Origin of the sequence: Streptomyces subrutilus (assembly GCF_008704535.1) — a bacterium.
Classification (GTDB): domain Bacteria; phylum Actinomycetota; class Actinomycetes; order Streptomycetales; family Streptomycetaceae; genus Streptomyces; species Streptomyces subrutilus.
Map to the genome: position 1 here is coordinate 1,094,022 of NZ_CP023701.1, position 14,361 is coordinate 1,108,382.

Genomic DNA, 14,361 nt, shown 5'->3' on the forward strand with positions numbered 1-14,361 from the left:
GATCGCAATCTTCCGGAAAGCGAGTCAGATTCCCTGATGACCCACACCGTTGCGCTCCCCACTCCGTCGTTCCCGGTGCCGGCCCCCGCGAACGAGCCGGAGACCCCGTACGAGCAGTACGTCTACGCCTACCCGCACCAGAAGGCCTACCGCCTGCTGGACGACGGCCCGCTGCTGAGCGACTTATGGTCCACCGAGCGGCTCGACGCCCTGTCCCTCTACGCGCACATCCCGTTCTGCGAGATGCGGTGCGGCTTCTGCAACCTCTTCACCCGCACCGGCGCCCCCGAGGACGTCACCCGCGAGTTCCTGCGCACCCTGGAGCGCCAGGCCCGGGTGACCAGGAGGGCGCTGGAGGCGAAGGGGGAGCCGATACGGTTCCCGCTCGCCGCGTTCGGCGGGGGCACGCCCACCTACCTGACGGCGGCCGAACTGACGCGGTTGTGCGACATCTGCGAGGACGTGATGGGGGCCGACCTCCACGCCGCGTCCTGGTCGGTGGAGACCTCCCCGGCCACGGCGACCGCCGACCGCATCGCCGTACTGGCCGAGCGCGGCGCGACGCGGCTGAGCATCGGGGTGCAGAGCTTCATCGACGAGGAGGCCCGCGCGGCCGTCCGCCCGCAGAAGCGCCAGGAGGTGGAGGACTCGCTCGCCCGTCTCAAGGAGGCGAAGTTCCCCATCCTCAACATCGACCTCATCTACGGCATCGACGGCCAGACCGAGCGCACCTTCAAGGTCTCGCTGGACGCCGCGCTGGCCTGGGAGCCGGAGGAGATCTACCTCTACCCGCTGTACGTGCGCCCGCTGACCGGACTGAGCACCCGCCACGCGGCCACCCTCCAGGACTGGAACGAGCAGCGGCTGCGGCTCTACCGCTACGGGCGCGACCACCTCCTCTCGGCCGGGTACGAGCAGACCTCGATGCGGGTCTTCCGCCGCACGGGCACGGCGGCCGTGGAGGACGCCGACGGCAGCAGCATCAGCGAGTACAACCAGCAGGCCGGCATGGTCGGACTCGGCGTCGGTGCGCGCTCGTTCACCACGGAGCTGCACTACACGACCGACTACGCGGTCGCCGTCCCCGAGGTCAGGCGGATCATCGACGACTACATCGCCACGCCGACCGAGCGGTTCGAGCGGGCGCAGTGGGCCTTCCGCATGGACGGCGGGGAGCGGCGCCGGATGTACGTGCTGCAGCACCTGCTGGAGTCGACGGGCCTGCGCACGGCCGACTACGAGCAGCGGTTCGCCACCCGCTTCGAGGACGACTTCGGGCCCCAGGCGCAGGCCCTGCTGGACCGCAACTGGCTGCGGGAGGCGGACGGGAAGCTGGGGCTGACCCTGGAGGGCATGGCCTGGGCCGACGCGATCGGCCCGATGTTCTTCTCCTCCCGGGTGCGCGACAACATGACGGCGTACCAGGACCGCTGAGCCGCGGCCCCGTTCGGCCCGCCCGTCCGGCGCGACGGCGCGCCGGACGGGCGGGCCGGTCCGGTGGACGGCGGCGGGAGGTGTGCGCACCGGCCGGGTCAGTTCCGTACGCGCTCCGGCGGTGCGCCGGCCGCCGCCGGCCGGCGCCGCGGCAGCGACACCAGCACCAGCCCGCCCAGCAGCAGCAGTCCGCCGGCCACCGCGGGCGCGCCCGGCCGCTCGCCCAGCAGCGCCACGCCGAGCACGGTGGCGACCAGCGGTTCGGTCAGGCTCAGCGTCCCGGTCGTGGCGGCGCTGAGCCGGCCGACGCCGCGGGTGAACAGCAGGTAGCCGAGGGCGGTGGTGCCCAGTCCGAGCCAGGCGACCAGCGCGACCGCGCGCGGCGCGGCCAGCCCCTCGGGGGCGACGAACAGGTACGGCGATACCAGTAGCCCCGCGCACAGCACGCTGACCGGCGCCGCCGCGGAGAGGTCGGCGCCGCGCGAGCCCAACTCCTTCGTCGCGGCGATGTACACGCCGAAGCTGGCCCCGGCCACCACGCCGAACAGCACGCCCGGCCCGTCCGCGCGCGCCCCGCTGCCGGGCAGCAGCAGCAACCCGATCCCGGCCACCGCGCAGACCGTTCCCACCAGCCCGCGCGGGGTGGTCCGCTCCCCCGACAGGGCCCGGGCGCACAGCCCGCTGACGACGGGTACGGTCCCGAAGGTCACCGCGGTCGCGAGCGCGGCCCCGCTGCGCTCGACCGCTTGCAGGAAGCAGACCTGGAAGGCGGCGGTGACCAGCACGGACAGCCCGACCCAGCGCCGCACCCCGGGCCGTAAGAGGCTGCGCAGTCCCGGTGGGCGGACCATCAGCGCGCTCAGCACGAGACCGCCGAGGAGCATGCGGGCGGCGCCCAGCGACACCGGGTGCGCTCCGGTGTCGGCCAGGATCTGCGCGGGCCCCACCGTCCCCCACAGGACCGCCGCCACCAGTACGGATGCCACAGCGCCCACGATCTCCCCCTCCACGGTTACCGGAACCCGGCGAACCTACCGGGAGGGCGCCGTGCAGACCCACTGGGTGAAACCATGAGGTTTCCGCCCCCCGCGACGGCGGCTCCGTGTGTTCGCACCAAGTCGCCGTCAGCCCGTTCCCGTCGCGGCGCGCACGGTCAGTCCGCATCCGACGGCGATGACCAGGAGGGAGGTCAGGACCGGGCCGGTACGGACGAGGCGCCGCAGCAGGGGGCTGGTGCGCAGGGCGCGGGCACGGTGGTGGGTTTCGAGGCGTTCGCGCACCCGGACGAGGAGGAGTCCGGCGAGGGTGAGCGTGACGGCCATGCCGAGGCCGTAGCCGATGACGAGCAGGACGCCGAACGCGGTCCGGCCCAGGGCGACCGCGCCGAGGAGCACGACGAGGGCGGAGGGGCTGGGGACGAGTCCGCCCGCGATGCCCATCCCGATGAGCCCGGCCCGGCCGTTCGCCCTGCGGGGGCCGGAGCCGGGTGCCGGTGCGGTGGCCGGACGGTGGCCGTGGTCATGACCGTGGCCCTGGTGGTGCTCGTGGCCGTGGTGGTGCTCGTGGCCCTGGCCCCGCGACGCTGGGGCGAGCGTCGCCACGGCTCGGGACTCCGCACCGGCCCCGGCCGGGCCGCCCGGGGCACCGCGCCGGGCCGGGATCAGGGCCCCCGAGCCCGAGGCGGCGGGATCGGGGACCGTGCCGGGCGCGTGGCCGTGGGCGGGACCGTGATCGCCGTGGCCGTGGCCGTGGCCACGGCTGTGCGCGTGGCCGTGGTCGTGCGCGTGGTCATGGTCATGCGCGTGGCCGTGGCCGTGGCCGTGATCGTGATCGTGATCGTGGTCGTGCGGTGCGCCGTGGTCGTGGGCGTGGTGGTCGGGGGCGTCGTGGTGGTGATGGTGGTGGTGGAGGGACTTGCCGCGCAGGGCTCCGGTGAGGAGCCACAGGCCGATGCCCGTGACCAGGAGGCCGCTGGCGGCGCCGAGCCAGACCAGGACGGATTCTCCGGCGAGGTGGGTGGCCGCGGGCAGGGCGAGGCCGAGGACGAGGACCCCGGTGGTGTGCGTGAGGGTGACGGTGGCGCCCACGGTGACGGCGTCGCGCCGGGTCCCGCGCCGGCCCGCGAGGTAGGCGGCCATGATGGTCTTCCCGTGGCCGGGCATGGCGGCGTGCGAGGCACCGAGGACGAGGGCCAGGAGCAGCGCCAGCAGCCCGACCGGGAGGGTGATCTCCCGGGCCCCGACCAGCGCGTCGAAGACCCCGGTGACCTTCCCGAGCAGGCCCGTGAGGAGACCCGCCCCGGGGAGGTCGGCGACGGCCGGCGCCGCGCCCGCCCCCGGGCCGGGCTCCGTGCGCAGCGTCGCCGCGCGCTGGTCGAGCGGGGAGGCGAGGGGGTCCTGCGGGTAGGCGCGCAGCTCGCGGGTGACCGACGCCGCCGGTACGTCCGAGCGCGTGATCCGTACGCCCCGGCCCGTGGCGGTGAGTTCGCGCCAGCCGATGCGCCCGGTGTCGTACCCGGTCCGCACGCTCAGGCCGGCCGGTTCGGTGAGACCGGCGGGGGCGGTCAGTTCGCAGGTGAGCCGGCTGGTCTTGAGGCCGGCCTCGCCGGGTTCGTGGACGAGTGCGGCCGCCGACGCCGCCTTCCACCCGACGTCCTCGGTGCGCGCGGCGCCCCTGGCGCCCACGACGCGCACGTGCAGTCGGCGGCCGAGGTCGGCGCAGGCCTCGGCGGCGTACGAGCGGGCCTCTGCGGGACCGATGTCGCCGTCGTGGTCGCGGTCGACGACGGCGCGTTCCTGGAGGGCCGAGATCTCCGCCCGGTCGACGACGATGCGGGCGTCGATCCGGTCCGGGTACAGGGTCAGGCCGGTGTGGTAGTTGACCGTGAAGTTGCCCAGCGGGTGGGCCGTCGCGCCGGGCGCGCCGGCGGCTGCGGCCAGCGCCGTGACGGCGAGCACGGTCAGGGCGCGCCGCACGGTGCGGGGCACGGGGCGGCTCGGGCGGCGGCGCCCGGTGGGGCGCGGGGCGCGGGCGTGGTTCATCCGGTGGTGTCGATTCGCTGGAGCAGCGCGCGGGCGGCGGGCGCGTGCAAGGGGTGGAAGCCGGGCTGGCGCAGGGCTGCGGCGAGGTCGTCGCGGGCCTGGCGGGGGTGGCCGAGGGCGTCGTGGATGGCCGCCCGGTGGTAGTGGTAGAGCGCGTTGCGGGTACCGAGGGACAGGGCGCGGTCGGCCTGCTCCAGGGCTTCGGTGTCGCGGCCGGCCCGGTGCAGGGCCCAGGCGAAGGCGTCCTGGACGGCGATGAACGGCCGGGTGCGCAGGGCCTCTTCGGCCATGGTGACGGCGCGTTCGGGGCTGCCGTGGTCGGCTTCGAAGAGGATCGCGTCGGTGTCGGCGGGGGTGGTGCCCGTCGCACGGATCCGGTCCTGTGCCCGCAGGAGGGTGTACTGGGCTTCGGCCTCCTGCGGGTGGCCGAGGGCCTGGTGGAGTTCGCCGAGGCCCAACAGGAGGTGCGGCAGCGGGGCGACGGCCGCGGCGGCCCGGTAGTCGGCGAGGGCCGGGCCCGGTTCGCCCAGGGCCTCGCGGGCGCGGGCCCGGGCTTCGAGGAGCGCCGGGTCGCGGGGCGCGGCCCGCAGGCCGCTCTGCGCCTCGGCCAGGGCGCCCCGGCCGTCGCCGTCCTGGAGCGCCAGCGAGGCCAGGACCGTACGGGCGAAGGCCGATTCGCCGGGTGTCGCGGCCGCGGTGAGGGAGCGGCGCATCAGGTCGCGGGCCCCGGCGGTGTCGCCCCTGAGCTCGTAGGCGTAGGAGGCGCGGGCCAGGGAGGCGGCGTCGGGGCGCAGGTCCGTCATCGTCTGGACGGCCGCTTCCGCTTCGTCGTAGCGGCCCGACTGGGTGTAGGCGTCGGCGAGGACGCCGTGGGCGGTGGCGCTGTACGGGTCGCCCGCGGTGGCCTTGAGTGCCCAGTCCAGCGCGGTCGGGAAGTCGTGGCGGGCCGCCGCGAGCGCTCCCATGCCGATCTCGGCGTCCGTGTTGTCCGCGCGCTGGACGGCGAGCGAGGTCCGCAGCGCCTGCTCGGCGCGGGCGTAGGTGGCCGGGTCGGCGGTCGTCCGTCCCTGCTGGACGTACGCCATGCCCAGCGCGGCCCAGCCCGCGGCGTCCTTGGGCAGGCGGGTCACCCGGGCCTGGAGGGCGCCGAGGGAGCCGGGGGCCGCGGCGGGCGCCTGGGGGCCGGCCGTCGTCGCCCCGTCCGGGGTGAGGGCGACGGCGCCGACGGCGAACAGGGCCGCGCCCAGGGCCAGGGCCACCGCGGCGCCGGCCGGCCGTACGCGCCCGCGCCGGGGCGGCGGTTGCGCGGGGGGCGCGGGGGTGGCCGCGGCCGTTGGTGCGGGTGGAGCGGCGGTGGTGTTCTGCTGCACGGAAGGTCCTCCCCGGTTCCTGGTGGTACCGGTGGCCGGGCCGGGGCGCGCGCCCCGGCCCGGCCACCGCGGAGCAGCCCGGCTTCGGGCTGCGACCGGATCAGCCGTTCTTGGCGCGGCGGCGCAGCCGGACGGCGCCGGCGCCGAGGAGCAGCGCGCCCGCGCCGCCGAGCGCGGCGGCCGAGGTGCCGACGGGGCCTGCCGGGGAGGTGTCCGCCGAGGACTGCTCCGCGCTCCGCTCGGGGGCGTTGGGACCGCGGTTGACGTTCTTGGTGTGGGGCAGCGCCACGTACGGGAAGGTGGCGCCGAACGGCACCTCGTTCGTGTCGACCCGGTCGCCGTCCGCGAGCGCGGGGACGAGGACGCCGGTCTGGGCGGCGCCTTCGACGGCCTGGAGGGAGATGTCGATGACGTCGTCCGCGAGGCGGCGCCCGTTCGGGAAGCCGGCCAGGTCGCCCGCGAGGACGCCGAGGCGCTTGGGCTGCGCGGTGGGCGGCACCGCCATGTTGAGGCGCAGTTCCTCTGCGGGGACGATCCTCTTGGGGTTCGCGTCCTTGTTGAGGCGGTGCGCGTTCAGGTCGGCCTTGATCGGGCCGCAGGCCTTGCAGATGCCGGTGAGGTAGATCTCGGCGAGGTCGTTGCGGGGCGTGGCGGGGGCCGGCACGCCGTAGACCTGCTGGATGAGCTTGGGGAGGATCGGGTCGTAGACCTTGTCGACGACGGGCTGGACCGTGCGGTCCTGCGAGGGGTTGAGGGTGTTGAAGGCGTCCTTGTACTTGAGCGGTACGACGACCTCGTTGACCAGCGGGTTGCCCAGGCGGGACACCTGCTTCCACTCCCGCTGGTGGCCCTTGTCTCGGGAGTCGCTGACGGTGACGCCCTCGCGTTCGGTGGTCGACCACACGCCGACGACCGGGTTGCGCGACGTGTTGCCGCCCAGGGCGAGCTGCTTCTTGGGGACCTGGATGGCGATGGTGTTGACGTTGTAGCCGGCCAGGGTGTCCTGTCCGCGCTCGCTCAGGTTGCCGCCGTACAGGAGGTCGAAGACGCGCAGGTCGGCGAAGAACGGGTCCTCGGCCTGGCCGGCGTAGGTCTTGCCGCCGCCGGGCAGGCCCAGGGTCGCCTGGTTGCGCAGCGCCGTGTAGTTGGGCATCGACGCCTTGCCCGTGCGGGAGGGGGCGGCCGGGACTCCGGACAGGATGGTCCTGCTCTTGCCGCCGGTGGTGACGACGAGGTCGTAGACCTGGCGGAAGTTGAGGTCCGGGTCGTTGAGCGAGGTGACCGGGCCGGTGTTGTAGAGGAACTGGTTGGCGGAGTCGCGGTAGCTGCTGCGGAAGCGCCAGGTGTAGGTGACGTCGGAGACGCCGTCACCGGTGTTGTCGACCTTGATGTTGTAGCGCAGGTCGTCGCCGAACGCGTAGAAGTTGGGGCCGCCGTTGGGCTCCTCCATGGGGATCCAGTTGGCCACCATCGTCACGGTGTCGGACTTGTCGGGGCTGGTGAACGCGTACACGTCGGTGTTGTCCGCCCGCGGGTCCCCGGCGATGAGGGGCGCCTCGCGGTGGCTGGAGGCGGCGCTGGTGCCGGGCGCCAGGGTCATCGCGCCGAGGCCGGCGGCCAGGGTGGTGGCGCCGAGCACGAGCAGGGACTGGTCGAGGACGCGGCGCGAGCGCGGACCGGCCTGGGAAACCTTCACGGAATTCCTTCTGTCTGCGGACTCCCCCGGCACGCGCGGCGGCGTGACGCGGAGGGGGCTGGTGGGATGGCGGTCGGCACCGCTACGAGGGGTCTCGCAGTGCCCAAGCCGGCTGGGGGAACGGTCAACGGGAAGCCGGACGGCTGGGCACGCCACCACGCAGGAACTGCGCAGCGGTAGACAAGCACGACGGCAACCCGGTGCGCAGCCACCCCGGGGCGGCGGCGCGCCGCGGCCGGGGCGCCGTCGAGGGGGAAACCGCCGGTGGGACCGCCGACGCGGCCACGGCGCGGGCCGTGAAAATCGCCGGCGACACCGCTCGCGCCGACTACGCCGAACGGGTCCGGGGCCCCTTGTTGCAACAGATGCGCAATAAGGGCGGTCGGGTGGATTCACCCCTTCGGCCCCGTCAGGCCGGTGCGCGCGGCCACCCGAACGCCCCGGGACACGCCCGCCGGCGCCGTGTCCGCTCGCCCGGATGCCCGTCCCGGCGGGCGGAACGCGACCGGGCCGTCTAGCGTCGTCCGGACCCGCCACCGGTACCGCCCGGAGGCCCGGCCGGCCGGCACCGCCCGCACGGCACGGTCCGCCGGCGGCAGCCCACCGGCCGGCCGGCCACGAAACGCAGGAGTGTGTGTGAGCACCGCCGGGACCCCGCGGGTCACCGCCCCCGAACCTTGGAACCGGGGCCCCTACGCCGCCGCGATCGGCTCGTCGGCGGGCAACCTCACGCTGCGGGACGCCGAGGGCTGGTGCCTGCCTTTGGACGTCCGGCGGTGGAGCGCGCCGGCGGACGCCGCCGACCGGGCGGTGGTGGAGCGGTGCTCGGGCCGCGTGCTGGACATCGGCTGCGGGGCCGGACGGTTCGTCGAGGCGCTCACCCGGTGCGGGCACCGGGCCCTGGGCATCGACGTGTGCCCCACCGCCGTCATCTCCACGGTGTGCCGGGGCGGGGCCGCCGTCAGCCGCTCGGTCTTCGAGCCGCTGCCCGAGGAGGGCCGCTGGGACACGGCGCTCCTCATCGACGGGAACATCGGCATCGGCGGGAACCCGCGGACCCTGCTGGGCCGCATCCGGGAACTCGTGCACGACCGGGGGCTGCTGATCGTGGAGACCGCCCCCGCGGACGTGGACGAACGCCGGCGGGTACGCCTCCACGCCGGCCCGCAGGCCGCCGGTCCGGTCTTCGCCTGGGCCACGGTCGGGGCCCGCGCGCTGGAGCGGCACGCGCGCACGTGCGGCTGGACGGTCGTCGAGGAGTGGGGCGGTCCTTCGGGGGAGCGTCACTTCGCGGCCCTGCGCCCCGCGGCCTGAGCCTTCGCCCGGGCCCGGGCCTCCCTGCGCTCGGGTCGCAGCCGCAGCCGGGTCCGTACGATCAGCACGAGCGCCGAGGCCGCGAACAGGCCGGCGGTGATCAGGAGCCAGCGGGCCAGGAATCCGTCGGCCGACAGGGCGGTGTACGCGGTGTAGTGGCCGCCCTGTCGCAGGATCAGCGGCCACCAGACGAGGAACAGGACCCCCGCGATGAAGGCCGGCACACGGAGGTGGTTGACGCTCGGGCGCGGCACGGTCCCGGGCGCGGAGGTCCGGCCCCGGAAGAGGAGTTGGGCGGCCCGGTCGGTGAGGGTGTAGCAGGGGAGCAGGACCAGGTCGTGCAGCAGGGCCGCTCCGACGAACCAGAGCGCCACCCCGACGGTGTCGCCCTTCAGCAGCCGGATCCCGGCGTAGAGGGCGAGGGCGAAGGAGGCGAGGGTGAGCAGGAGGTGGAGCGGGGAGGCACCGTACCGGCGGGCGAAGGCGGCGGCCGGGCCGCTCGTGGTGCGCGTCATGCGGGCTCTCCGAAGGTGAGGCGGGTGACCCACTTCGTGTTGTGGACCCCGGGGGCCGCGGGGACGATGACGCGGGCCGGGTAGCCGTGGTCCGGTGACAGGTCCGCCCCGTTCACCCGCATCGCGAGGAGCGAGCGGTCGTCGCGCGCCTGGTTGGCGGCCAGGACCACCGAGGAGAACGATCCGCCGCGCTGGACGGACTCGACGAGCACCGGCGGGGTGTCGGTGCCGAGCCCGACGAGCGCGGCGAGGTCGGTGAGCCGGACGCCCGCCCACTGCTGGTCGGGCGTGGACCAGCCCTCCACGCAGGCGATCGGCAGCGCCGCCTCCCGTTGCGGCATCGCGAGCAGCATCGCGCGGGTCAGCACCTCCTGCCGGCCGCCGCCGCGCACCGTCAGCCGCCAGGCGGGGCCGATGTCGCTGGGCCGGATGCCGCTGGAGGCCGCGGTCTTGTTGATCTGGAAGCCGTTGGGGCCCGAACCGGGTTCCCGGCCGTGCGGGGCCAGCAGGGCCGTCCTGCGCCACCAGCCGCCGATGCTCTGACCGGCCGTGACGGCCAGCAGCGCGAGCGACCCGGCGCCGACCATCGCGACCGCGCCCCGCCGGGAGATCGTCGGGGGCGCCGGGCGGGGCGAGACGAGCCCGGCCGCTTCCGCCGAGTCGGGCGCCGGCTGGAAGCCGCGGCCGGCCCGCACCGCACGGACGGCGCGCGGGAGGCGGAAGGCGACGTGGACGGCGAAGGCGGCCATGAACACCCAGGCGCCGTAGAAGTGCAGGGTGTAGAAGGAGCCGGGGAAGACGTAGTCCAGCTGGATGTTGAGGATCCCGGTGACGAACGTGAAGCCGGCGCCGCCGACGAGCAGGAGCAGCGAGAGCCGGTCCAGGGCGTGCGCGGCGGAGCGCACGGGCGGCCACTCGAAGAGCTTCGGGATCACCGACCACAGCTTGGCGAGCAGGACCGGGACCAGGGTCACGCCGAGGACGGTGTGGACGCCCTGGGTGAGCCGGTAGAGCCACGCGGGTGAGGTGGGCCAGGTGAACAGGTAGAAGCCGAGCAGGCCCTTGTCCGGGGTCTGGTCGTTGCCCGGCGCGAGGTCCGGGTTGTACGCGGCGTACGACAGCAGCCCCGTCACGAACAGCACCGCCACCCCGGCCAGCAGCACCAGCCCGAACAACCCGGTCAGCCAGGGTCCCCGCAGGGGGCTGCGCCAGAACCCGGGACGGGCCGGACCGGGCGGCGGACCCGCGGCCCGCGCCCGCTCCCCCGCGTCCCGCGCCCGCGCCGCCGCCGCGCGCACCCGCGCGGCGAGGGGCCCCCGGTGCGCGGCGGCGGGCCGGGCCGGGGGCCGCGGCCGTCCGGGGGCGCCGTCGGGCCGGTCGTGCCCTCCGCCACTCGCGTCCATTCGGGACACCTCCGCACACGTCCGGCCCTCAGGGCATGGGTACCGGGGAGAACATCCCCTACCCGCGCCCCGGGCCCGGCCCGTGACACGCGGCGCAATCCTTACGGTGCGCGGACGGCGGACGGCGCGTCAGTGGCGGGGCGGGTGGGCGGCCGTGCTCAGGAAGAAGTCGTCGATGCTGCGCACCGCCTCGACGAACTCGTCGAGGTTGACGGGCTTGGTGACGTAGGCGTTGGCCCGCTGCTGGTAGGCGCCGTGGATGTCGTCGGGCGCGTTGGATGTGGTGAGCACCACCACGGGGATGAGCGCGAGGTCCTCGTCCGCCTTGAGCACGGCCAGCAGCTCGCGCCCGTTCATGCGCGGCATGTTGAGGTCGAGGACGATCAGGTCGGGGCGGGGGGCCGCCGGGTCCTGGAGGTGGGCGAGCGCGGCGAGGCCGTCGTCGACCTGGGTGATGGTGCGGGGCAGGCCGTGCTCGTGGAGGGCTTCCTCGATGAGCAGGACGTCGGCTGCGTCGTCTTCGACCAAGAGCACGTCGTACGTGCGGGGGGAGACGTTCATCTCATCGCTTCCTGGGGTCGTTGTCCGGGCGGTGGGAACCGGGCCGGCGGCGGGTGCGCCGTTCACGTGCGGAGCGGACCCGTCCACAGAGTAGGCCCCTCCACCCGGTCCGACAACAACTGTTGTCGGACCACGGGTATGCTCTCACCGCTTCCGCCTTCCCCGTGTGCCACCCGGGGGGCAACGCGATCGAGACGAGGCGTACCAGTGGTGACAGCAGAACAGGTCGGGCCGGCGTCGTTCGGGACGTCTCCGACGCGCTGGAGCACGCGCGGCTGGCTCGGCGCCGGCACGGCGGGCTTCCTCACCCTCCTCGCCGTGCTCATAGCACTGGGCGGCTGGGCGCTCGGTCACTCCCAGGCGGTCAACACCGAGTTGATCGACCGGCGCTCCCCCGCCCTGATCGCCTCCATCCGGCTGGAGGGCGCGTTCCTGAACCAGGAGACCGGCATCCGCGGGTACGGCCTGACCGGCAATCCGGTGTTCCTGGAGCCCTACACCGAGGGGACCGCCCAGGAGCGCACCGCGCTCGACCAGTTGCGCCCCCTCCTCGACGGCGACCAGCGGGCCGCCGACCAGCTCGACGAGGTCCTGGACCGCGCGAACGCCTGGCGCGAGCAGTACGTCAGGCCCGTGCTCGACGCCCCGCCCGGGACGACGGTCGCCCTCGCCGAGGAGCGGGCCGGGACCGGGAAGGCGGCGTTCGACGGGCTGCGCGCGTCGATGCGGGCCGGTCAGGAGCACCTGTCCGTCGCCCGCGCCGACGGCCGAGCCGACCTCGACGTGGCCCGCACCGTGCGGACCTGGACCTTCGCCGCGATCATCACCACCGTCCTCGCGATGACCGCCCTCGTCTTCGTGGGCCTGCGCCGGGGCGTCACCCGCCCCCTGGGCAGCCTCTCGGGCCAGGTCCGCGCCGTCGCCGGCGGCGACTTCGGCCGTCCCATCACCGCGCACGGCCCCGCCGACCTGCGCCGTCTCGCCCTCGACGTCGAATCCATGCGGGAGCGGCTCGCCCGCGAGCTGGCCTCCTCCGACCGGGCCCGGAGCGACCTCCACGAACAGGCGCAGGAGTTGCGGCGCTCCAACGAGGAGCTGGAGCAGTTCGCGTACGTCGCCTCGCACGACCTGCAGGAGCCGCTGCGCAAGGTGGCGAGCTTCTGCCAGCTCCTGCAGCGGCGCTACGCACCCGAGCTGGACGCCCGCGCCAACCAGTACATCGACTTCGCCGTCGACGGCGCGACCCGCATGCAGACCCTGATCGAGGACCTGCTCTCCTTCTCCCGGGTCGGACGCCTGCACAACCAGTGGCAGGACATCGCCCTGGAGGCGGTCTGGCGCCAGGTGACGGCCGGGCACAGCGTGGCGATCGAGGAGACCTCGGCCGAGATCTCCACCGGCCCGCTGCCCACCGTCGCCGGGGACGGCACGCAGCTCACCATGCTGTTCCAGAACCTGCTCTCCAACGCGCTCAAGTTCCGCGCTCCGGGCCGAACCCCAGCCATCGGCCTGACGGCCGAACGCGACGGCGACCGCTGGAGGTTCACGTTCACCGACAACGGGATCGGCATCGAGGCGTCGTTCGCCGAGCGCGTCTTCGTCATCTTCCAGCGCCTGCACACGCGCGACGCCTATCCGGGCAACGGCATCGGACTGGCCATGTGCAAGAAGATCGTCGACTTCCACGGCGGCGCCATCGCCCTCGACCCGTCCCACACCGGCGGGGCCCGCTTCACCTTCACCCTCCCGGCCGCGGCGGCCGCCGACGGCGCGGACTCCGGCCCGGCCGTTGCGGGCCCGGGCGGGGCCCGGGAGCCGGGCGCCGCGGCGGCCGGCTCGTAGGGCGGGGGATCCGCGCCCCCGGCCGCCGAGCGGGCGGCCCGCCCGACAAGCCGACTATGAGGCCGTCGGAGTGGTCTTGCCGGTCCGGGCCCGTCCGCGCTCCCGGGCGCCGCGAACCCCGGGTGTATCCCGGTCGCGAACGCGTCGGGACAGCACACCACCCGGGGAGCATCATGCGCACACGCAAGACGACCGTCGCCGTGTCCATCGCCGTGGCCGCGGCCCTGTCCGCGCCCGTCCTGGCCGCCGCGGACGGCGGTTTCGGCGCCGGCCCCGCCATGGACGGCGACCGCACGGCGCGCACCGCGCTGACCGCGATCGGCCTCACCTCGAACCAGCGCCTCGTGGAGTTCACGGTGGACCGGCCGGGCCGGACCGTGCCCATCGGCAGGGTCTCGGGGCTCAGCGGGGACACCAGGCTCGTCGGCATCGACTTCCGGGTGCAGAACGAGAAGCTGTACGGCGTCGGCGACAAGGGCGGTGTCTACACCCTCGGCACCACCGACGCCAAGGCCGTGAAGGTCTCCCAGCTCACCGTCGCCCTGTCCGGCGCGCGGTTCGGCGTGGACTTCAACCCGGCCGCGAACCGGCTGCGCGTCATCAGCGACACCGGCCAGAACCTGCGCCACAACCTCGACGACGCCGCGGCCCCCCTCGGCACCACCGCCGACGGCGCCCTGACCAACCCCACCGCTCCCCCGTCGACCGCCAAGGGCGTGAGCGCGGCCGCGTACACCGACAACGACCTGAACCCGGCGACCGCGACCTCGCTGTTCGACATCGACACCGGCGCCGACCGGGTGTCGCTGCAGTCCCCGGCCAACGCCGGGACGCTCGCCCCCACCGGCAACCTCGGCGTGGACGCGGGCCCGGACGCCGGCTTCGACATCTACTTCTCGCCGAAGCAGGGCACGAACCAGGGCTTCGCCGTGCTCCGCACCGGCGGCGCCTTCCGGCTCTACGGGATCAACCTGCTCACCGGAGCCGCCCGCGACCTCGGCGCCTTCCCGAAGGACCGGCAGGTCACCGACCTCGCGCTGCCGCTGAACCAGAACTGACCGCGGCCCGGCGTGCGGTGGGCCGTTCGGCGGACCGGCCCACCGCACGCCGGGCCGCCGTGCTCCGCGGCCGCCGCCAGCCCCGCGACCGGGCTGCCGGGGCCTCCACGCCCGTCCACGGGGAGAA

At 74.8% G+C, this 14,361-nt stretch carries 11 protein-coding genes; 4 read left to right on the top strand and 7 right to left on the bottom strand.

Translation table 11 applies throughout. The features are described from left to right. The first annotated feature begins 36 nt into the window (after positions 1 to 36). Entirely contained in the window at positions 37 to 1,434 is a 1,398-nt protein-coding gene (locus tag CP968_RS04660; protein WP_150516769.1) for an STM4012 family radical SAM protein, read from the top strand. 98 nt (positions 1,435 to 1,532) lie between these two features. Here the strand turns inward: CP968_RS04660 and CP968_RS04665 are convergent, their stop codons facing one another. From CP968_RS04665 to CP968_RS04680, 4 genes are all read right to left on the bottom strand, one after another. Then, complete coding sequence (locus CP968_RS04665; RefSeq protein WP_229886320.1) at positions 1,533 to 2,420, bottom strand: DMT family transporter; 888 nt, start codon at positions 2,418 to 2,420, stop codon at positions 1,533 to 1,535. Positions 2,421 to 2,558: 138 nt separating this feature from the next. Continuing rightward, a complete protein-coding gene (locus CP968_RS04670; protein WP_150516771.1) occupies positions 2,559 to 4,475 on the bottom strand; it encodes a HoxN/HupN/NixA family nickel/cobalt transporter in 1,917 nt (638 codons plus the stop codon). Continuing rightward, on the bottom strand, positions 4,472 to 5,845 hold the full coding sequence (locus tag CP968_RS04675) for a tetratricopeptide repeat protein (RefSeq protein ID WP_150516772.1): 1,374 nt from the start codon (positions 5,843 to 5,845) through the stop codon (positions 4,472 to 4,474). The genes CP968_RS04670 and CP968_RS04675 overlap by 4 nt, the downstream gene beginning before the upstream one ends. Before the next feature lie 100 nt (positions 5,846 to 5,945). Next, positions 5,946 to 7,541 (bottom strand): DUF4331 domain-containing protein, encoded by a 1,596-nt coding sequence (locus CP968_RS04680; RefSeq protein WP_150516773.1) that lies wholly within the window; start codon positions 7,539 to 7,541, stop codon positions 5,946 to 5,948. A 636-nt stretch (positions 7,542 to 8,177) separates the two neighbouring features. Between CP968_RS04680 and CP968_RS04685 the strand changes: the two genes are divergently transcribed. Further along, positions 8,178 to 8,855 carry a methyltransferase domain-containing protein gene (locus CP968_RS04685; RefSeq protein WP_150516774.1) on the top strand — a complete coding sequence of 226 codons (678 nt, stop codon included), beginning with the start codon at positions 8,178 to 8,180 and terminating at the stop codon, positions 8,853 to 8,855. On the opposite strand, the gene CP968_RS04690 is transcribed toward CP968_RS04685, so the two are convergent. The 3 genes from CP968_RS04690 to CP968_RS04700 form a co-directional block, all read right to left on the bottom strand. Beyond that, a complete protein-coding gene (locus tag CP968_RS04690; RefSeq protein WP_150516775.1) occupies positions 8,825 to 9,370 on the bottom strand; it encodes a hypothetical protein in 546 nt (181 codons plus the stop codon). The genes CP968_RS04685 and CP968_RS04690 overlap by 31 nt on opposite strands. Beyond that, positions 9,367 to 10,773 carry a molybdopterin-dependent oxidoreductase gene (locus tag CP968_RS04695; RefSeq protein ID WP_150516776.1) on the bottom strand — a complete coding sequence of 469 codons (1,407 nt, stop codon included), beginning with the start codon at positions 10,771 to 10,773 and terminating at the stop codon, positions 9,367 to 9,369. Before CP968_RS04695 ends, CP968_RS04690 begins: the two co-directional genes overlap by 4 nt. A 129-nt stretch (positions 10,774 to 10,902) precedes the next feature. Then, positions 10,903 to 11,334: a response regulator gene (locus CP968_RS04700; protein ID WP_150516777.1), complete on the bottom strand. Its 432-nt coding sequence runs from the start codon at positions 11,332 to 11,334 to the stop codon at positions 10,903 to 10,905. Between the two features lie 210 nt (positions 11,335 to 11,544). On the opposite strand from CP968_RS04700, the gene CP968_RS04705 reads away from it, so the two are divergent. Together CP968_RS04705 and CP968_RS04710 are read left to right on the top strand one after the other, a co-directional pair. Then, a complete protein-coding gene (locus CP968_RS04705) occupies positions 11,545 to 13,176 on the top strand; it encodes a sensor histidine kinase (RefSeq protein WP_229886322.1) in 1,632 nt (543 codons plus the stop codon). Between the two features lie 173 nt (positions 13,177 to 13,349). After that, positions 13,350 to 14,234 (top strand): DUF4394 domain-containing protein, encoded by an 885-nt coding sequence (locus CP968_RS04710; protein ID WP_150516779.1) that lies wholly within the window; start codon positions 13,350 to 13,352, stop codon positions 14,232 to 14,234. The last annotated feature ends 127 nt before the right edge of the window (positions 14,235 to 14,361 follow it).

What these genes read in the sequence shown, in the direction of transcription:
- CP968_RS04660 (WP_150516769.1), top strand. Translation starts at nt 37, where the DNA reads ATGACCCACACCGTTGCGCTCCCCACTCCGTCGTTCCCGGTGCCGGCC.
- CP968_RS04710 (WP_150516779.1), top strand. Translation starts at nt 13,350, where the DNA reads ATGCGCACACGCAAGACGACCGTCGCCGTGTCCATCGCCGTGGCCGCG.
- CP968_RS04690 (WP_150516775.1), bottom strand. Translation starts at nt 9,370, where the DNA reads ATGACGCGCACCACGAGCGGCCCGGCCGCCGCCTTCGCCCGCCGGTAC.
- CP968_RS04670 (WP_150516771.1), bottom strand. Translation starts at nt 4,475, where the DNA reads ATGAACCACGCCCGCGCCCCGCGCCCCACCGGGCGCCGCCGCCCGAGC.
- CP968_RS04700 (WP_150516777.1), bottom strand. Translation starts at nt 11,334, where the DNA reads ATGAACGTCTCCCCCCGCACGTACGACGTGCTCTTGGTCGAAGACGAC.
- CP968_RS04695 (WP_150516776.1), bottom strand. Translation starts at nt 10,773, where the DNA reads ATGGACGCGAGTGGCGGAGGGCACGACCGGCCCGACGGCGCCCCCGGA.